General features: G+C 73.0%; 14 protein-coding genes. 13 read left to right on the top strand and 1 reads right to left on the bottom strand.

Annotated features, from left to right (window positions below; translation table 11 throughout):
* The first annotated feature begins 83 nt into the window (after positions 1 to 83).
* The 7 genes from ABZT02_RS24380 to cobI are packed head-to-tail and all read left to right on the top strand — an operon-like array spanning position 84 to position 11,087.
* Entirely contained in the window at positions 84 to 1,025 is a 942-nt protein-coding gene (locus tag ABZT02_RS24380) for a cobalamin biosynthesis protein (RefSeq protein ID WP_356020573.1), read from the top strand.
* Entirely contained in the window at positions 1,022 to 2,533 is a 1,512-nt protein-coding gene (locus tag ABZT02_RS24375) for a cobyric acid synthase (RefSeq protein ID WP_356020571.1), read from the top strand. The genes ABZT02_RS24380 and ABZT02_RS24375 overlap by 4 nt, the downstream gene beginning before the upstream one ends.
* The gene (gene cobN, locus ABZT02_RS24370) at positions 2,530 to 6,186 is read left to right on the top strand and encodes a cobaltochelatase subunit CobN (RefSeq protein ID WP_356020569.1); all 3,657 of its coding nucleotides are present in this window, start codon (positions 2,530 to 2,532) and stop codon (positions 6,184 to 6,186) included. Before ABZT02_RS24375 ends, cobN begins: the two co-directional genes overlap by 4 nt.
* Positions 6,183 to 8,174, top strand: coding sequence for a putative cobaltochelatase (locus ABZT02_RS24365; RefSeq protein ID WP_356020566.1), 1,992 nt, complete (start codon positions 6,183 to 6,185; stop codon positions 8,172 to 8,174). Before cobN ends, ABZT02_RS24365 begins: the two co-directional genes overlap by 4 nt.
* Positions 8,174 to 8,773, top strand: coding sequence for a cob(I)yrinic acid a,c-diamide adenosyltransferase (gene cobO / locus ABZT02_RS24360; protein ID WP_356020564.1), 600 nt, complete (start codon positions 8,174 to 8,176; stop codon positions 8,771 to 8,773). The genes ABZT02_RS24365 and cobO overlap by 1 nt, the downstream gene beginning before the upstream one ends.
* Positions 8,773 to 10,338: a cobyrinate a,c-diamide synthase gene (locus ABZT02_RS24355; protein ID WP_356020562.1), complete on the top strand. Its 1,566-nt coding sequence runs from the start codon at positions 8,773 to 8,775 to the stop codon at positions 10,336 to 10,338. Before cobO ends, ABZT02_RS24355 begins: the two co-directional genes overlap by 1 nt.
* On the top strand, positions 10,335 to 11,087 hold the full coding sequence (cobI, locus tag ABZT02_RS24350) for a precorrin-2 C(20)-methyltransferase (RefSeq protein ID WP_356020559.1): 753 nt from the start codon (positions 10,335 to 10,337) through the stop codon (positions 11,085 to 11,087). The genes ABZT02_RS24355 and cobI overlap by 4 nt, the downstream gene beginning before the upstream one ends.
* A 32-nt stretch (positions 11,088 to 11,119) precedes the next feature.
* Here cobI and ABZT02_RS24345 read toward each other — a convergent pair whose 3' ends face one another.
* Positions 11,120 to 11,848 (bottom strand): ZIP family metal transporter, encoded by a 729-nt coding sequence (locus tag ABZT02_RS24345; RefSeq protein WP_356020557.1) that lies wholly within the window; start codon positions 11,846 to 11,848, stop codon positions 11,120 to 11,122.
* Positions 11,849 to 11,954: 106 nt separating this feature from the next.
* Between ABZT02_RS24345 and cobM the strand changes: the two genes are divergently transcribed.
* The 6 genes from cobM to cobC are packed head-to-tail and all read left to right on the top strand — an operon-like array spanning position 11,955 to position 18,359.
* Positions 11,955 to 12,776 (top strand): precorrin-4 C(11)-methyltransferase, encoded by an 822-nt coding sequence (cobM, locus tag ABZT02_RS24340; RefSeq protein ID WP_356020555.1) that lies wholly within the window; start codon positions 11,955 to 11,957, stop codon positions 12,774 to 12,776.
* The gene (gene cbiE, locus ABZT02_RS24335; protein ID WP_356020553.1) at positions 12,773 to 14,107 is read left to right on the top strand and encodes a precorrin-6y C5,15-methyltransferase (decarboxylating) subunit CbiE; all 1,335 of its coding nucleotides are present in this window, start codon (positions 12,773 to 12,775) and stop codon (positions 14,105 to 14,107) included. Before cobM ends, cbiE begins: the two co-directional genes overlap by 4 nt.
* The gene (gene cobJ, locus ABZT02_RS24330; protein WP_356020551.1) at positions 14,104 to 15,786 is read left to right on the top strand and encodes a precorrin-3B C(17)-methyltransferase; all 1,683 of its coding nucleotides are present in this window, start codon (positions 14,104 to 14,106) and stop codon (positions 15,784 to 15,786) included. Before cbiE ends, cobJ begins: the two co-directional genes overlap by 4 nt.
* Entirely contained in the window at positions 15,783 to 16,376 is a 594-nt protein-coding gene (locus tag ABZT02_RS24325; protein WP_356020549.1) for a precorrin-8X methylmutase, read from the top strand. Before cobJ ends, ABZT02_RS24325 begins: the two co-directional genes overlap by 4 nt.
* On the top strand, positions 16,373 to 17,299 hold the full coding sequence (locus ABZT02_RS24320) for a sirohydrochlorin chelatase (RefSeq protein ID WP_356020547.1): 927 nt from the start codon (positions 16,373 to 16,375) through the stop codon (positions 17,297 to 17,299). The genes ABZT02_RS24325 and ABZT02_RS24320 overlap by 4 nt, the downstream gene beginning before the upstream one ends.
* The gene (cobC, locus tag ABZT02_RS24315) at positions 17,289 to 18,359 is read left to right on the top strand and encodes an Rv2231c family pyridoxal phosphate-dependent protein CobC (protein WP_356020544.1); all 1,071 of its coding nucleotides are present in this window, start codon (positions 17,289 to 17,291) and stop codon (positions 18,357 to 18,359) included. Before ABZT02_RS24320 ends, cobC begins: the two co-directional genes overlap by 11 nt.
* Position 18,360 lies beyond the last annotated feature (1 nt).

Here is an 18,360-nt window from a genome sequence, read left to right as displayed (position 1 = left end):
TGAGTGAGGACATGACGCGATGCTCGCCTGCCGATCGACCCGCAGTACCCGGCACTTGAACGACCCCGCGATCGGCTGACCCGATGCGTGCCGATCGCGTTTTCGCGTACGGCGCCGCCGCCGGCCTTCTCGGTGACCTTCTGCTCGGTGACCCACGTCGTGGGCATCCGGTCGCCGCGTTCGGGCGGGCCGCCGGGGCCGTGGAGCGGGTGCTGTGGCGGGACCACCGGGGGTGGGGCGCGCTGCACACCGCCGTGTGCGTGGGGGGTGCGGTGGCGCTGGGCGCCGTCGCCGAGAAGGTCGTACGTCCCTCCCGTACCGCCTCCGTCGTGCTCACCGGCGCCGCCACCTGGGCCGTCGTGGGCGGGACTTCGCTCGTGCGGGAGGCCCGGGTCATCGGGCGGGCGCTGGAGGCCGGGGACGTCGAGGCGGCCCGTGCCCGGCTGCCTCATCTGTGCGGGCGGGATCCTCAGGCACTCGACGCCGACGGGATCGCCCGGGCCGTCGTGGAGTCCGTCGCCGAGAACACCTCCGACGCCGTCGTGGGGGCGCTCGTGTGGGGTGCCGTCGGCGGGGTGCCGGGGCTGCTCGGCTTCCGGGCCGTGAACACGCTGGACGCCATGGTGGGGCACAGGTCGCCCCGCTACCGGCGTTTCGGGTGGGCCTCCGCCCGGCTCGACGACCTCGCCGGATGGCCGGGGGCGCGGCTGACCGCCGTACTCGCCGCCGTGGCCGGTGACAGTCCCCGGGGTGCCGTGCAGGCCTGGCGGGAGGACGCGCGCAGGCATCCAAGCCCCAACGCCGGGCCTGTCGAGGCCTCGTTCGCGGGGGCGCTGGGCGTCCGGCTCGGGGGCACCCTCTCGTACGCGGGGCGGGTCGAGCACCGGCCGACGCTCCATCAGCGGGGGCGTGCCGTCGCCCCGTACGACATCGAGCGCGCCGCACGGCTGTCGCGGCGCGTCGGACTGCTCGCGCTCGGCGCAGGTGTCGCCGCGCGTGCCTTGGTGAAGGGGCGTACGGCATGACGGGCGGGGGTCTTCTCGTCGCGGGTACCACCTCCGACGCCGGCAAGAGTGTCGTCACCGCCGGGATCTGCCGGTGGCTGGTGCGCCAGGGGGTGAGGGTCGCGCCGTTCAAGGCGCAGAACATGTCCCTCAACTCGTTCGTCACGCGCGAGGGCGCCGAGATCGGGCGGGCCCAGGCCATGCAGGCACAGGCCTGCCGGGTCGAGCCGACCGCGCTGATGAATCCCGTGCTGCTCAAGCCCGGTGGCGAACAGAGCAGTCAGGTCGTGCTGCTCGGGAAGCCGGTCGGTGAGCTGAGCGCCCGGGGGTATCACGGGGGGCGGCAGCAGAAGCTTCTCGGGACCGTGCTCGACTGTCTCGCCGAGTTGCGGGGCACGTATGACGCGGTGATCTGTGAGGGGGCCGGGAGCCCGGCCGAGATCAATCTCCGGCGGACCGACATCGTCAACATGGGGATCGCCCGGAACGCCGGGCTGCCCGTGCTGGTCGTGGGCGACATCGACCGCGGGGGTGTCTTCGCCTCGTTCTTCGGGACCGTCGCGCTGCTCTCGGAAGAGGACCAGAAGCTGGTCGCCGGGTTCCTCGTGAACAAGTTCCGGGGGGATGTCAGCCTCCTGGAACCCGGGCTCGACATGCTCCTCGGCCTCACCGGGCGGTCCACGTACGGCGTTCTGCCCTTCCGGCACGGGCTCGGGATCGACGAGGAGGACGGGCTGCGGGTGTCCCTGCGCGGGACGGTCCGGGAGTCCGCGGTGAGCCCCCCGGTGGGCGAGGACGTGCTGCGGGTCGCCGTCTGCGCGATCCCGCTGATGTCCAACTTCACCGACGTCGACGCCCTGGCCGCCGAACCGGGTGTCGTGGTGCGGTTCGTGGACCGGCCCGAGGAGCTGGCCGACGCCGACCTCGTCGTGATCCCCGGAACCCGCGGGACCGTCCGCGCGCTGGAGTGGCTGCGGGAGCGGGGACTCGCGGCGGCCATCGGGCGCAGGGTCGCCGAGCGGCGGCCCGTCCTCGGCATCTGCGGCGGGTTCCAGATCCTCGGCGAGCACATCGAGGACGAGGTCGAATCGCGCGTCGGCGCGGTCGACGGACTCGGAGTCCTGCCCGTGCGGGTGCGGTTCGCGCGGGAGAAGACCCTCACCCGGCCGGTGGGCGAAGCCCTCGGCGAGCCGGTCGAGGGGTACGAGATCCATCACGGGGTCGCCGACGTCCGCGGCGGTGTCCCCTTTCTCGACGGCTGTCGCGTCGGCCAGACCTGGGGCACGCACTGGCACGGCTCGCTGGAGTCGGACGGCTTCCGGCGGGCCTTCCTGCGGGAGGTGGCGGCCGCCGCGGGCCGCCGGTTCGTACCGGCCCCCGACACCTCGTTCGCCGCGCTGCGCGAGGAGCAGCTGGACCGGCTCGGCGACCTGATCGAACAGCACGCGGACACGGACGCGCTGTGGCGGCTCATCGAGTCCGGCGCGCCGCAAGGACTGCCTTTCATTCCACCGGGAGCGCCCGCATGAGCACAGTGTTGTTGTTGTCGACCGCCGACACGGACCTGTTGGCGGCCCGGGCCGCTGCCGGCGCCTCGTACCGGATCGGGAACCCGACCCGGGTCGATGTCGCGCAGGAGCTGCCGGCGCTGATCGAGGGCGCGGACATCGCCGTCGTACGGCTGCTCGGCGGCAAGCGGGCCTGGGAGGACGGGCTCGCCGCGCTGAGGACTTCGGGCATCCCGACCGTACTGCTGGGCGGAGAGGCCGTTCCCGACGCGGAGTTGATGGCCGAGTCGTCCGTGCCGGCCGGTGTCGTGGCCGAGGCGCTCAGGTACCTCGTCGAGGGCGGGCCCGCCAACCTGGAGGAACTCGCCCGGTTCCTGTCCGACACCGTGCTGCTGACCGGTGAGGGGTTCGTCGAGCCGCGGAAGATGCCGGAGTACGGCGTCCACGGCTCGTACGCGCGGGAGAGCGGCCGCCCCACCGTCGGCGTGCTCTTCTACCGGGCCCATGAGCTGAGCGGCAACACCGCCTTCGTGGACACCCTGTGCGAGGCGATCGAGGCGAAGGGCGCCAACGCCCTTCCCGTGTACTGCGGTTCGCTGCGCGGAGCCGACGCCGGGCTCTACGAGATCCTCGCCGGGGCCGACTCCCTGATCGCCACCGTCCTCGCCGCCGGCGGCACCCACGCCTCGCAGGCCTCGGCCGGCGGTGACGAGGAGGCCTGGGACATCGGGGCGCTGGCCGACCTCGACGTGCCCGTGCTGCAAGGACTGTGCCTGACGACGTCCAGGGCGGCCTGGGACGCGTCCGACGCGGCCCTCTCCCCCATGGACGCGGCCATGCAGGTCGCGATCCCGGAGTTCGACGGACGGCTGATCACCGTGCCGTTCTCCTTCAAGGAGCAGGGCCCCGACGACGTCCCGGTGTACGTGGCCGACCCGGAGCGGGCCGCGCGGGTCGCCGGGATCGCCGTACGGCACGCGACGTTGCGGCACAAGCCGAACGCCGAGAAGAAGCTCGCGCTGGTCTTCACCGCGTACCCGACGAAGCATTCGCGGGTCGGCAACGCGGTGGGCCTCGACACGCCCGCTTCGGCGGTGCGGGTGCTGGACGCGCTCAGGGACGCCGGGTACTCGCTCACGGAATACCCCTCCGGCGGCGACGAGTTGATCCACCGGCTCATCGAGGCCGGCGGGCACGACGTCGAGTGGCTCACCGAGGACCAGCTGGCCTCCGCCCCCGCGCGGGTGCCGCTCGCGGACTATCAGGCGTGGTTCGACAAGCTCGACCCGGAGCTCCGGCAGGCCATGGTGGACGCGTGGGGCGAGCCGCCGGGCTCGCTGTACGTCGACGGGGACGACATCGTGCTGGCCTCACTCCAGTTCGGGAACGTCGTCGTGATGATCCAGCCGCCGCGCGGCTTCGGGGAGAACCCGATCGCGATCTACCACGACCCGGACATGCCGCCGTCGCACCACTACATGGCCGCGTACCGGTGGCTGGACAACTCGTTCGGCGCCGACGCGATCGTCCACATGGGCAAGCACGGCACGATGGAGTGGCTGCCGGGCAAGGGGCTGGGGCTGAGTGGCGGGTGCGCGCCGGACGCCGTCCTGGGTGAACTGCCGCTGATCTACCCCTTCATCGTCAACGACCCCGGCGAGGGCACCCAGGCCAAGCGGCGCGGACACGCCACCGTCGTCGACCATCTGGTGCCGCCGATGGCTCGGGCCGACACCTACGGCGACCTCGCCAAGCTGGAGCAGCTGCTCGACGAGTACGCGCTCGTCTCCGACCTGGACCCGACCAAGGCCCCGGCCGTCCGCGCGCAGATCTGGACGCTGGTGAAGGCGGCCGAGCTCCACCACGACCTGCATGTCGACGAGCAGCCGGACGACGAGACCTTCGACGAGTTCGTCATGCACATCGACGGCTATCTGTGCGAGATCAAGGACGTGCAGATCCGGGACGGGCTGCACATCCTCGGCGGCGGTCCGGTCGACGAGGCCCGCGTCAACCTCGTGCTGGCTGTGCTGCGCGCCTCGCAGGTGTGGGGCGGACAGGCCAACGCCCTGCCGGGGCTGCGGGCCGCCTTCGCCGCCCATTTCGGGCTGGTCGAGAAGGAGTTGCTCGCGGAGCCGGGGGCGCCGGTGAAGGTCCCGGTCGAGCTCTCCGACCTCGTCGAGGGCCCGTCCCGTACGGCCGCCGACGCGATCGATCTGCTGGAGCAGCTGTGCCGGCGGGTCGCAGAGGGCATGGAGGCCGTTTCCTGGGACGCGGCGGCCGTCCCCGGTCTCGTCCGTGACGTCCTCGGCACCGAACTCCCCGAGGCTGTCGCCGTGTTGGAGTTCGCCTGCACCGAGGTGGTGCCCCGGCTGGCCCGCACGACCGACGAGATCGACCACATCCTCAAGGCCCTGGACGGCGGGTACGTCCCGGCCGGGCCCTCCGGCTCCCCGACCCGCGGTCTCGTCAACGTCCTGCCGACCGGCCGGAACTTCTACTCGGTCGACCCCAAGGCCATTCCGTCCAGGCTGAGTTGGGAGGTCGGACAGTCGCTCGCCGACTCGCTCGTGCAGCGGTACCTCCAGGACACCGGCGAGTACCCGAAGTCCGTGGGCCTCACGGTCTGGGGCACGTCCGCGATGCGTACACAGGGCGACGACATCGCCGAGATCCTGGCGCTGCTGGGCTGCCGCCCGGTGTGGGACGAGGCCTCGCGGCGGGTGACCGGTTTCGAGGTGATCGGTCTGGAGGAACTCGGGCGGCCGCGCATCGACGTCACCGTCCGCATCTCCGGGTTCTTCCGGGACGCGTTCCCGCACGTGGTCGGACTGATCGACGACGCCGTGCGCAAGGTGGCGGAGCTGGACGAGCCCGCCGAGTCCAACTACGTGCGCGCCCACGCCGACGAGGACACCGTCGAGCACGGTGACCGGCGGCGCGCCACCGCCCGGATCTTCGGGTCCAAGCCGGGGGCGTACGGTGCCGGTCTGCTGCCCCTGATCGACGCCCGCAACTGGCGCTCGGACGCCGACCTCGCCGAGGTGTACGCGGTGTGGGGCGGCTACGCCTACGGGCGCGGGCTCGACGGGCGGGCCGCGCGCGGGGACATGGAGACCGCGTTCAAGCGGATCAACGTCGCCGCGAAGAACGTCGACACCCGCGAGCACGACCTGGTCGACGCCGACGACTACTTCCAGTACCACGGCGGCATGGTCGCCATGGTGCGTCACCTCACGGGCGCCAACCCCGAGGCGTACGTGGGCGATTCGGCCACGCCCGACCAGGTGAAGACGCGGACGCTCGGCGAGGAGACCCACCGGGTCTTCCGGGCCCGGGTGGTCAACCCGCGCTGGATGGCGGCCATGCGCCGGCACGGCTACAAGGGCGCCTTCGAGATGGCGGCGACCGTCGACTACCTCTTCGGCTACGACGCCACGGCGGGCGTGGTCGACGACTGGATGTACGAGAAGCTCAGCGCGGAGTACGTCTTCGACGCGGAGAACCGGGACTTCATGAAGAAGTCCAACCCCTGGGCGCTGCGGGGCATCACGGAACGGCTCCTGGAGGCCGCCGACCGTGGACTGTGGGCCGAGCCGGACGCGGAGACGCTGGAGCGGCTGCGGGCCACGTACCTGGAGCTCGAGGGCGACTTGGAGGGTGACGAGAAGTGAGTACCCCGTTTCCGTTCACGGCCGTCGTCGGCCAGGAGGACCTGCGGCTCGCGCTGCTGCTGAACGCCGTGTCGCCGGCGGTCGGCGGTGTGCTGGTGCGCGGCGAGAAGGGCACGGCCAAGTCGACGGCGGTGCGCGCGCTCTCGGCGCTGCTGCCCGAGGTCGCGGTCGTCCCCGGCTGCCGTTTCTCCTGTGACCCCGCCGCGCCGGACCCGTCCTGCCCGGACGGACCGCACGAGCCCGGCAACGGCGGCACCCGCCCCTCCCGCATGGTCGAACTGCCCGTCGGTGCCTCCGAGGACCGGCTCGTCGGCGCCCTGGATATCGAACGGGCGCTCGCGGAGGGCGTGAAGGCCTTCGAGCCGGGCCTCCTCGCCGACGCGCACCGGGGCATCCTCTACGTCGACGAGGTCAACCTCCTCCACGACCACCTGGTCGACCTGCTCCTCGACGCGGCCGCGATGGGAGCGTCGTACGTCGAGCGCGAGGGCGTCTCCGTACGGCACGCCTCGAAGTTCCTGCTGGTCGGCACCATGAACCCCGAAGAGGGCGAGCTGCGGCCGCAGTTGCTGGACCGTTTCGGGCTGACCGTCGAGGTCGCCGCCTCGCGGGAGCCGGACCAGCGGGTGGAGGTCGTACGGCGCCGGCTCGCGTACGACGACGATCCGGCGGGTTTCTCGGCTCGCTGGGCGGAGGAGGAGGCCGCCGTACGGCAACGGGTCGTGGCCGCACGGGAGTTGTTGCCGTCGGTGCGGCTGGGCGACGGGGCGCTCCGGCAGATCGCGGCGACCTGTGCCGCGTTCGAGGTGGACGGTATGCGGGCCGACATCGTGATGGCGCGTACGGCGACCGCGCTGGCCGCGTGGGCCGGGCGGACCGATGTGCTGGCGGAGGATGTCCGGCAGGCCGCGCTGCTCGCGCTGCCGCACCGCAGGCGCCGTAATCCCTTCGACGCGCCGGGACTTGACGAGGACAAGCTCGACGAGACGCTGGAGGAGTTCAGCGGCGAGGGCGACGAGGACCCCGACCCGGACGGGCCCGGTGGGGGTGGCGGGCAGCCGCCGTCCTCCGACGGGCCGGGGACCGACGGGGGGTCCGGTGCGCAGCCGGAGGCCGGGGACGGCGGTGAGCCGCAAGCATCAGGGGCCGGTTCCGGGGAGCAGGCCGCCGCACGGGCTGCCGAGCCGTTCCGTACCAAGATGCTCAGCGTGCCCGGGCTCGGGGACGGCGCTGCCGGACGGCGCTCGCGGGCACGGACCGAGCACGGGCGCACGACCGGTGCGCGGCGGCCTCGAGGGGCGTTGACCAAGCTGCACCTGGCGGCCACCGTGCAGGCGGCCGCGCCCCATCAGCGGGCGCGGGGGCGGTCGGGGCGCGGTCTCGTGGTCCGGCGGGACGATCTGCGGCAGGCGACGCGCGAGGGCCGCGAGGGCAATCTCGTGCTGTTCGTCGTCGACGCCTCGGGGTCGATGGCGGCGCGGCAACGGATGAGCGCCGTGAAGGGGGCCGTGCTGTCGCTGCTCCTCGACGCGTATCAGCGGCGGGACAAGGTGGGGCTGGTGACGTTCCGGGGGTCGGCGGCGGAGGTCGCGTTGCCGCCGACGTCATCCGTGGACGCGGCGGCGGCCCGGCTGGAGACGCTGCCGACGGGTGGGCGTACTCCGCTCGCCGCCGGGCTGCTGCGGGCGCACGAGGTGCTGCGGGTGGAGCGGCTGCGGGATCCCGCGCGGCGGGCGCTGGTCGTGGTGGTGACGGACGGGCGGGCCACCGGTGGGCCCGAGCCGGTCGCGCTCGCGGGGCGGGCGGCTCGGCTGTTCGCCGCGGAGGGTGTCGCCTCCGTCGTCGTGGACTGCGAGTCCGGGCCCGTGCGACTGGGGCTGGCAGGACAGCTCGCCGGTGAACTCGGGGGTACCGCGGTGACGCTGGACGAGCTGCGGGCCGACTCGATCGCAGGGCTCGTGAAGGACGTACAGAGGAGGGCCGCGTAATGCCTCAGGGACAGCCGAGTGTGGTGCCGGACGACGGGCTGACGACGCGACAGCGGCGGAACCGGCCGCTGGTCGTCGTGCACACCGGGATCGGGAAGGGGAAGTCCACCGCGGCCTTCGGGCTCGCTCTGCGGGCCTGGAACCAGAGGTGGCCCATCGGGGTGTTCCAGTTCGTCAAGTCGGCGAAGTGGAAGGTCGGCGAGGAGAACGCGCTGCGGGTGCTGGGGGCGTCCGGGGAGGGCGGGTCCGTCGACTGGCACAAGATGGGTGAGGGCTGGTCCTGGGTGCAGCGGGACGCCCAGATGGACAACGAGGAGAAGGCCCGGGAGGGCTGGGAGCAGGTCAAGCGGGATCTCGCCGCCGAGACGTACAAGCTGTACGTGCTCGACGAGTTCGCCTATCCGATGCACTGGGGGTGGGTGGACACGGACGAGGTTCTCGATGTGCTGCGGGAGCGGCCCGGGACCCAGCATGTGGTGATCACCGGGCGGAACGCGCCCGAGAAGCTCGTCGATTTCGCCGATCTCGTGACCGACATGTCCAAGGTGAAGCACCCCATGGACGCCGGGCAGAAGGGGCAGCGGGGTATCGAGTGGTGATGTCCTCGTCCGCTTCCGTCCCTCGGCTGGTCGTCGCCGCGCCGTCCTCCGGCAGCGGGAAGACCACCGTCGCCACGGGGTTGATGGCCGCGTTCGCCGCGCGGGGGCTTGCCGTGTCTCCGCACAAGGTGGGCCCCGACTACATCGATCCCGGGTACCACGCGCTCGCGAGCGGGCGGGTGGGGCGGAACCTCGACGCGTACCTGTGCGGGCCGGAGCTGGTGGCTCCGCTGTTCCTGCACGGGGCGCGGGGATGTGACATCGCCGTCGTCGAGGGGGTGATGGGGATGTTCGACGGGGCCGCGGGGGAAGGGGAGCTGGCCTCCACGGCCCATGTGGCGAAGTTGCTGCGGGCGCCGGTGGTGCTGGTCGTCGACGCCTCCTCGCAGTCCCGGTCGGTGGCCGCTCTGGTGCACGGGTTCGCTTCGTGGGATCCCGAGGTGCGGGTGGGGGGCGTGATCCTCAACAAGGTCGCCTCCGACCGGCATGAGGAGCTTCTGCGGGAGGCGTTGGAGTCGGCCGGGGTGCCGGTGTTCGGGGTGTTGCGGCGGGTGACGCAGGTGGACACGCCTTCGCGGCATCTGGGGCTGGTGCCGGTCGCCGAGCGGCGGGCGGATGCGGTCGACTCCGTCGCGGCGATGGCGGAGCAGGTGCGTGCCGGGTGCGATCTTGAGGGGCTGATGGCACTTGCTCGGGGTGCCGGTGCGTTGTCCTGTGCGGTGTGGGACGCGGCTGAGGTCCTGGCTTCTTCGCCCCCGCCGCCCCTACCCGTCCCGTCCCCGGGGGCTCCGCCCCCAGACCCCCGCTCCTCAAACGCCGGAGGGCCTGAATCGGCGCGAACGCCGGAAGGGCTGGATTCGGCTCAGGTCACCCACCCAGGGGCGCGGGGCTGCGTTGAATCTGCGGCTACCGCCGCGTGGGCGCGACCAGCCCCCACGCACCCGCACCCGACTTCCGACGGACCGGTACGAGTTGCCGTCGCCGGTGGGCCCGCCTTCACCTTCTCCTATGCAGAGCACTCCGAGCTGCTCACCGCCGCCGGTGCCGAGGTCATCGTCTTCGACCCCTTGCGCGACGAGCAACTGCCGGACGGGACACGCGGGTTGGTCATCGGCGGCGGTTTCCCCGAAGTCTACGCCGCCGAGCTCTCCGCCAACGAGCCGCTGCGCAGGGCCGTTTCAGCCCTCGCAGAGACCGGCGCCCCCGTCGCCGCCGAGTGTGCCGGACTGCTCTATCTGTGCCGGGAACTCGACGGGCAGCCGATGTGCGGGGTGCTCGACGCCTCGGCGCGGATGGAGGAGAAGCTCACCCTCGGGTACCGGGACGCCGTCGCCGTCAGTGACAGTTCGCTCGCCGTCGCCGGGACGCGGATGCGAGGGCACGAGTTCCACCGGACCGTGGTGGAGCCGGGGGCGGGGGACGCCGCGGCCTGGGGTGTGCGGGTGCCCCGGCGGCGGCTCGAAGGTTTTGTACAGCGTGGTGTGCACGCGAGTTATCTGCACACGCACTGGGCCTCGCAGCCCGGTGTCGCCCGTCGGTTCGTGGAGAGGTGCCGGACGTCATGAGCAGCAGCAGGTTGATCGGGGTCGGGGTCGGGCCCGGGGATCCGGAGCTGGTGACCGTCAAGGGTGTCAACGCCCTGCGCGCCGCCGACGTGGTCGTCGTGCCCGTCATGGCCGCGCCCGACGGAAAGGACGGCGGAGAGCGGGGGCGGGCCGAGGCGACCGTGCTGCACTACGTGCCGCAGGAGAAGGTCGTACGGGTCGTGTTCGCCCTCAATGAGCGCACCGATCACGGTCGGCGCGAGGCCGCCTGGGACGCGGCCGGGGAGCGGGTCGCCGAGCTGCTTCACTCGCACGACTCCGTCGCCTTCGCGACCATCGGGGACCCCAACGTCTATTCCACCTTCACCTATCTCGCCCACACCATCAGTGAGCTCGTGCCCGGCGTCGTCGTCGAGACCGTGCCCGGTATCACCGCCATGCAGGATCTCGCGGCGAGGTCGGGGGCCGTGCTGACCGAGGGCACCGAACCGCTCACGCTCGTGCCCGTCACCGCCGGTTCCGCCGTGCTCAAGGACGCGCTCAACGGGCCCGGGACCGTCGTCGCCTACAAGTTCGGGCGGCAGGCCGGGGAGGTGGCCGAGGCGCTCAGGGAGACCGGGCGGATCGAGAACGCCGTATGGGGCTCGGCGCTGGGTCTCGAGGGCGAGTTCATCCGGCCCGCCGGCGAGCTCGACGGGGCTCCCCTGCCGTATCTGTCCACCCTGATCGCGCCCGCGCGGCGGGACGGCACCCGGGGTGGCAAGTTGTGACCCCCTCAGCGAACCCCTGCAGACCCGCCGGGTCAGCCGGCCAACCCCACCACCAGCCAGATGAAGCCCACGCCCGCGACCGTGCACAACAGGGTCGAGCGGGCGGGGTGTTCGTGATGTGCCTCGGGGAGGATCTCGGCGGCCGCGAGATAGAGCAGCGCGCCGCCGAAGAAGCCGAGATAACCGCCGAGCAGGCCCTCGGGGATGGTCACGAACGACGTCGAGGCGGCGCCCAGCACCGGGGCGGCCGCGTCCGCGAAGAGCATCGTCAGCGCTCTGCGGCGGGCGTTCCCGTACAGGCTCGTGATCGTGTACGTGTTGAAGCCGTCCGCGAAGTCGTGGGCCACGACGGCGAGCGCGACCGCCGTGCCCATGCCGCCGCCCACCTGGAAGGCCGCGCCGATCGCCACGCCGTCCATGGCGCTGTGGCCGACCATCGCGCCGGCGGCCGTCAGGCCCACCTCGGGAGCCCGGCCGGCGTGCTCCTCGCCGCCGTGCGCGGCCTGGCGGGCGGCCAGCAGGCGTTCCACCAGATGGGCCAGCAGGAAACCGGCCACGAACAGGAGCAGGGCCGCGGGCACGCCGAAGACCTCGTCGCCGGCCGCGTGCAGCGCCTCCGGCAGCAGGTCCAGGCCGACCACGCCGAGCATCAGTCCGCCGGCGAGGCCGAGGACCAGATGACGGCGGTCGGTCACCCGCTGTGCCGTCCAGCCGCCGGCCAGCGTCATCAGGAACGCGCCGAGCGCGACGAAGACCGCCATAGGGCCTTGGTATCCGATCAACCCCCGTTCGCGCACATCCGGCCACCGCGCCGACCGCAGCCGTAAGAGCTTTTCAAGACCTTTTGTGATGAGAGGACCGATTTCCATGGCCGATGCCCCCACCGGCAAGGTGACCTTCGTCGGTGCCGGCCCCGGCGCCGCCGATCTGCTGACGTTCCGGGCCGCGCGCGCCATCGCCGAGGCCGACGTCGTGATCTGGGCCGCGAGCCTGGTGCAGGCGGAGGTCCTCGAGCACGCGCGCGAGGACGCGGAGATCCTCGACTCGGCGACCATGTCGCTGGAGGACGTGGTCGCCGTGTACGAACGGGCCCACGAGGAGGGTTTCCGGGTCGCCCGGATCCACTCCGGCGACCCCGCTCTGTGGGGCGGTACACAGGAGCAGCTCGACCGGTGCGCGCGGATCGGCATCGCCACCGAGGTCGTGCCCGGGGTCTCCGCCTTCTCGGCGGTCGCCGCGCTCGCGCAGCGCGAGCTGACCATCCCCGAGGTCGCGCAGTCCGTCGTGCTCACCCGGCTCGGCGGCGGCAAGACGCCGATGCCGCCCGGCGAGGAGGTGCGGGAGTTCGCCAAGCACGGCACCACCATGGCGATCTTCCTGTCCGCCGCGCGCAGTGGGCAGTTGGTGCGGGAGCTGCTGGAGGGCGGTTATCCGACCTCCACGCCGGTCGTGGTCGCCTACCAGGCGACCTGGCCCGAGGAGCTGGTCGTGCGCTGCACGATCGAGACGCTGGAGGAGACCGTCAAGGAACACAAGCTGTGGAAGCACACGCTGTTCCTGGTCGGCCCGGCCCTCGACTCCGAGGGCACCCGGTCGCACCTCTACCACCCCGGTCACTTCCACGGGTACCGCAAGGCCGACCCGGAGGCCCGGCGGGCGCTGCGGGCGTCGCGGGGTGCCGGCACATGATCACGGTGGTGGGTACGGGGACGGCGGCCGCGCCCGCGGAGTGCCTGGCCGGGGCCGAACTGGTCGTGGGCGGACGGCGGCACCTGGATGCCGCGGCGGTCCCCGCGGACGCCGAGCGGGTCGTCCTCGGACCGCTGGCACCGGCGCTGGACATCATCGAACGGCATCACGACAAGGGCAGGCGGGTCGTCGTGCTGGCCTCCGGCGACCCCGGGTTCTTCGGGATCGTACGGGTGCTGGCCGAACGCTTCGGTGCCGGTGCGCTGGAGGTGCGGCCCGGGGTCTCCTCCGTCGCGGCCGCGTTCGCCCGCGTGGGGCTGCCGTGGGACGACGCGGTGGTGGTCAGTGCGCATGGGCGTGATCTGCGGACGGCGGTGAATGTGTGCCGGGCTCATCCGAAGGTGGCGGTGCTCACGGGGCCGGGGGCCGGGCCTGCAGAGTTGGGAGCTGCGCTCGCGGCAGGGGGTGCCGAGAAAGGCTGTTGGGCGACTGCGGATGCGTCGGGGCTGGTCGCGCCCCGCGGCGGAGCCGCAAATCGATACAGCCCCGCGCCCCTGAAACGCGTACTCCTCGTTGCCTCTGCCCTCGGCACCGAGGACGAGCGCGTCGAACGCGTCACCCCTGCCGAGGCCGCGGGCCGCGACTGGGGTACGGCCATGAGTGTCGTCCTCTGTCTTGACGAGCGGCGCGCCCTCGGTGGCGTGCGAACGGTCGCCGGGGCTGCAGCCGTTCCCCCCGGCTGGGCCCTCGTCGAGGACGAGTTCGTGCACCGCGACTCGATGATCACCAAGTTCGAGGTGCGGGCGCTCGCGCTCGCGCGGCTCGGGCCGCGGCTCGGGGAGCTGGTGTGGGACGTCGGTGCGGGGTCCGGGTCCGTGGCGGTGGAGTGTGCGCGGCTCGGTGCGGCCGTCGTCGCGGTCGAGAAGGCCCCCGACGGGATCGAGCGCATCCGCGCCAACGCGGCCGCACACGAGGTCGACGTACAGGTCGTCCACGGGTCCGCGCCGGACGCGCTCGCCGAACTGGACGACCCGGATGCCGTGTTCGTCGGTGGCGGTGGGCGCGAACTGCCCGACATCGTCGCCGTGTGCGCGCGCCGGGCCCGGCGCAGCGTGGTCGTCGCCATGGCCGCGCTGGACCGGGTTCCGGCCGTACGCGCGGCGCTCACCGACGCCGGGTTCGACTGCGACGGCGTACTGCTCCAGTCGTCCCGGCTCGCGCCGCTGCCCGGGGACGTGACCCGGCTCGCGGCGACCAACCCGGTCTTTCTGCTGTGGGGTGCCCGACACGGTGCCGGAACCCCCGTCTCTCGTGAAGGAGTTGCTCAGTGATCGGCCTCATTTCCGCCACCGCGGCGGGGACCGCGGCGCGCGACCGGCTGGCCGCGGCATGGCCGGACCGCACGCGCGTGTACGACGGACCCGTGGGGGACGGCGTGCGGCGGGCGTTCGCGGAGTGCGAGCAGCTCGTGTGTTTCCTGGCGACGGGTGCGGTCGTACGCCTGATCGCGCCGCTGCTCGGCGACAAGACGTCCGACCCGGGTGTGGTGTGCGTCGACGAGGGCGGCCGGTTCGCCGTGTCCCTCGTCGGCGGGCACGGCGGCGGCGCCAATGAACTCGCCCGAGAGGTCGGGGAGTTGCTGGGAGCCGAGCCGGTGGTAACGACGGCGACCGACGCGGTGGGGGTGCCGGGTCTCGACACCCTCGGGCTGCCGGTGGAGGGCGCGGTGGCCGCCGTGTCGCGGGCGCTCCTGGACGGGGAACCCGTCGCCCTGCACAACGAGTCGGGCTGGCCGCTGCCTCCGCTGCCGGTGGCCCCGGAGGGGGCGTACGGCATCCGTGTCACGGACCGGCTCGTCGAACTCTCGGAGCGGGAGGTCGTGCTGCGGCCGCCCACGCTCGTGGTCGGCGTCGGCGCCTCGAAGGGCGCGCCCACCGAGGAAGTTCTGGAGTTGATCGAGGACTCGTTGCGAGAGGCGGGACTGTCCCCTCGTAGCGTCGCCCGACTCGCCACCGTGGACGCCAAGGCCGAGGAGCCGGGGATCGTGGCGGCGGCCGAGCGGCTCGGGGTGCCCCTTCTCACCCACTCCGCCGAGGAGTTGGCCGCCGTGGAGGTGCCCAACCCCTCGGACGCGCCCCTGGCCGCCGTGGGCACGCCGTCGGTCGCGGAGGCCGCGGCGCTCGTACAAGGCGGTGAACTCCTCGTCCCCAAGCGGAAGTCGGGCGCCCGGCCCGCGATGGCGACCTGCGCTGTCGTACGGCGTCCCGCGCGCGGCCGGCTCGCGGTCGTCGGGCTCGGTCCCGGCGCCCGGGACCTGCTCACGCCCCGCGCGAAGGCGGAGTTGGAGCGGGCTTCGGTGCTGGTCGGGCTCGACCAGTACGTCGACCAGATCCGTGATCTGCTGCGGCCCGGCACCCGGATCCTGGAGTCGGGGCTCGGGGCCGAGGAGGAGCGGGCGCGCACGGCCGTCGACGAGGCCCGCAAGGGCCAGGCCGTCGCGCTGATCGGCAGCGGGGACGCCGGCGTGTACGCCATGGCCTCGCCCGCGCTCGCCGAGGCCTCCGACGACATCGACGTGGTCGGCGTCCCCGGGGTGACCGCGGCGCTCGCGGCGGCCGCGATCCTCGGGGCCCCGCTGGGGCACGACCACGTGTCCATCAGCCTCTCGGACCTGCACACCCCGTGGGAGGTCATCGAGCGGCGGGTGCGCGCGGCGGCCGAGGCGGACATCGTGGTCACGTTCTACAACCCCCGTTCCCGGGGACGGGACTGGCAGCTGCCCAAGGCGCTCGCGATCCTCGCCGAGCACCGGGAGCCGGCCACGCCGGTCGGGGTCGTACGGAACGCGTCGCGGCCGGACGAGTCCGGTCGGCTGACGACGCTGGCCGCTCTCGACCCGGCGACGGTCGACATGATGACGGTCGTGACCGTGGGCAACACGGCGACCCGTGACATCGCGGGGCGCATGGTGACGCCGCGCGGCTACCGCTGGCAGGAGGGCGCCAAGTGAACCGTGTCGTCCACCCGATCGAGGTGGAGTCCTACCGGCGGTTGCGCGCCCGCCTGGACACCTCGCACTTCCCGCCGCTGACCCGGGCGGTGGTGGAGCGGGTCATCCACTCCGCCGCCGATCTGGAGTACGCCACCGATCTCGTCATGGACGAGGGCGAGTTGGAGAAGGCGCACGCCGCGCTGCACTCCGGCGCGCCCGTCGTCACCGACGTGGAGATGGTCGCGGCCGGCATCACCCGGCGCGAGACCGTCTGCCGGCTGAGGGACGCCAAGTCCGGCCCGGGACTGACCCGTTCGGCCCACGCGATCCGCCTCGCCCACCAGCAGGTCGGGCCGGGGGCGATCTGGGTGATCGGCAACGCCCCCACCGCGCTGGAGGAGTTGCTGACCCTGGACGCGGCCCCGGCCCTCGTCATCGGGCTGCCCGTCGGCTTCGTCGGCGCGGTCGAGTCCAAGGCCGCGTTGCGCGAGAGCGGCCTGCCCGCCGTGAGCAACGTGTCCGAGAAGGGCGGTTCGGCGGTCGCCTCCGCCGCGCTCAACGCCCTGCTGTACCACCCTCTTGTCGAGAAGTCCGAGGAGACATCGTGACCACCCCGCCGCCCGCCCTGCTCATCGCCGGTCATGGCACCCGGGACGACGCCGGAGCCGAGGCGTTCCGCGACTTCGTCCGGGAGCTGGGGGCCCGCCACCCCGAACTGCCCGTCGCGGGTGGCTTCATCGAGCTGTCCCCGCCACCGCTGGGCGACGCGGTGACCGAGCTGGTGGAGCGCGGCGTGCGCCGGTTCGCCGCCGTGCCGCTGATGCTGGTGTCCGCCGGGCACGCCAAGGGCGACATCCCGGCGGCGCTGTCCCGCGAGAAGGAGCGCCACCCCGGGATCTCGTACACCTACGGGCGCCCGCTGGGCCCGCACCCGGCCCTGCTGAACGTGCTGGAGCGGCGCTTGGACGAGGCGCTGGGCGCGACCGGGGGGCGTACCCCCATGGACCGGGCGGACGTGACCGTGCTGCTCGTCGGCCGGGGCTCCACGGATCCCGACGCCAACGCCGAGGTGTACAAGGCGGCCCGGCTGCTGTGGGAGGGGCGCGGGTACGCGGGCGTGGAGACGGCGTTCGTGTCGCTGGCCGCGCCGGACGTGCCGAGCGGCCTCGACCGCTGTGTGGCACTGGGGGCGCGCAGGATCGTCGTACTGCCCTACTTCCTGTTCACCGGCATCCTGCCGGACCGGGTGAAGCACCAGACCGAGGGCTGGGCGGCCGCGCACCCGGAGATCGAGGTGCGCTCGGCGGAGGTCATCGGTCCGGAGCCGGAGCTGCTGGACCTGGTGATGGAGCGGTACGAGGAGGCCGTCAAGGGCGATCTGCGGATGAACTGCGACTCGTGCGTGTACCGCATCGCGCTGCCGGGCTTCGAGGACAAGGTGGGCCTGCCGCAGCAGCCGCACTTCCACCCGGACGACGACGGCCATCACCACGACGGCCACCACCACGGCGCCCACACCCATGCGCACTGACCGCACCGGCGGCCATGACCTGCGGCACCACGGTGACGCCGAGGTGCGGGACGACGGGGCTCGGCTCACCGACCTCGCCGTCAACGTCCGCGCGGACACTCCCCCGCTCTGGCTGCGGGAGCGGATCGCCGACTCGCTGACCGGGCTCGCCGCCTACCCCGACGGCCGCGCGGCGCGGGCGGCGGTGGCGGCCCGGCACGAGCTGCCCGTGGAACGGGTGCTGCTGACGGCGGGGGCCGCCGAGGCGTTCGTCCTGCTCGCGCGCGCCCTGACGGTTCGTCACGCGGTGGTGGTGCACCCCCAGTTCACCGAGCCGGAGGCGGCCCTGCGGGACGCCGGGCACTCCGTGGACCGGGTGCTGCTGCGGGAGGAGGACGGCTTCCGGCTCGACCCGGCGGCCGTCCCCGAGGACGCGGACCTCGTCGTCGTGGGCAACCCGACCAACCCCACCTCGGTCCTGCATCCGGCCGCCACGATCGCCGAACTGGCGCGTCCCGGGCGGACGTTGGTGGTGGACGAGGCGTTCCTGGACGCGGTGCCGGGCGAGCGGGAGGCGCTGGCCGGGCGGACGGACGTGCCCGGGCTCGTCGTCCTGCGCAGCCTGACGAAGACGTGGGGCCTGGCCGGTCTCCGGATCGGTTACGTCCTCGCCGCCCCGGAGACCGTCGCCGCCCTGGAGCGCGCCCAGCCTCTGTGGCCGGTGTCCACGCCGGCCCTCGCGGCGGCCGTGGCGTGCATGGAGCCGCGGGCCCTGGCCGAGGCCGCCCACGCGGCCCACCGCGTGTCCACCGACCGGGCCCATCTCGTCGCCGGCCTGCGGGAGTTCGCCCCGGACGGCCTCCGGGTGGCCGAACCGGCCGAGGGCCCCTTCGTCCTCGTACGCCTGCCGAAGGCCACTGTCGTACGACGGCATCTGCGCGACCTGGGCTTCGCGGTGCGGCGCGGGGACACGTTCCCGGGACTCGGCGAGGAATGGCTGCGACTCGCGGTGCGGGACCGGGTTACGGTGAACCGTTTCCTCCAGGCGCTGGATCAGGCGGTGACGCTGTCGAAGGGGTGAG

This window comes from Streptomyces sp. NPDC005402 (genome assembly GCF_040606575.1).
Taxonomy (GTDB): domain Bacteria; phylum Actinomycetota; class Actinomycetes; order Streptomycetales; family Streptomycetaceae; genus Streptomyces.
The sequence above is the reverse complement of the archived record's forward strand: the minus strand, read 5'-3'. Positions and strand labels throughout refer to the sequence as shown.

Bases quoted from the DNA above. Each gene is read 5' to 3' on its own strand.
- cobM (WP_356020555.1), top strand. From the start codon at position 11,955: ATGGCCGATGCCCCCACCGGCAAGGTGACCTTCGTCGGTGCCGGCCCC.
- ABZT02_RS24345 (WP_356020557.1), bottom strand. From the start codon at position 11,848: ATGGCGGTCTTCGTCGCGCTCGGCGCGTTCCTGATGACGCTGGCCGGC.
- cobN (WP_356020569.1), top strand. From the start codon at position 2,530: ATGAGCACAGTGTTGTTGTTGTCGACCGCCGACACGGACCTGTTGGCG.
- cobC (WP_356020544.1), top strand. From the start codon at position 17,289: ATGCGCACTGACCGCACCGGCGGCCATGACCTGCGGCACCACGGTGAC.
- ABZT02_RS24355 (WP_356020562.1), top strand. From the start codon at position 8,773: ATGTCCTCGTCCGCTTCCGTCCCTCGGCTGGTCGTCGCCGCGCCGTCC.
- cbiE (WP_356020553.1), top strand. From the start codon at position 12,773: ATGATCACGGTGGTGGGTACGGGGACGGCGGCCGCGCCCGCGGAGTGC.
- cobI (WP_356020559.1), top strand. From the start codon at position 10,335: ATGAGCAGCAGCAGGTTGATCGGGGTCGGGGTCGGGCCCGGGGATCCG.
- cobO (WP_356020564.1), top strand. From the start codon at position 8,174: ATGCCTCAGGGACAGCCGAGTGTGGTGCCGGACGACGGGCTGACGACG.
- ABZT02_RS24380 (WP_356020573.1), top strand. From the start codon at position 84: ATGCGTGCCGATCGCGTTTTCGCGTACGGCGCCGCCGCCGGCCTTCTC.
- ABZT02_RS24375 (WP_356020571.1), top strand. From the start codon at position 1,022: ATGACGGGCGGGGGTCTTCTCGTCGCGGGTACCACCTCCGACGCCGGC.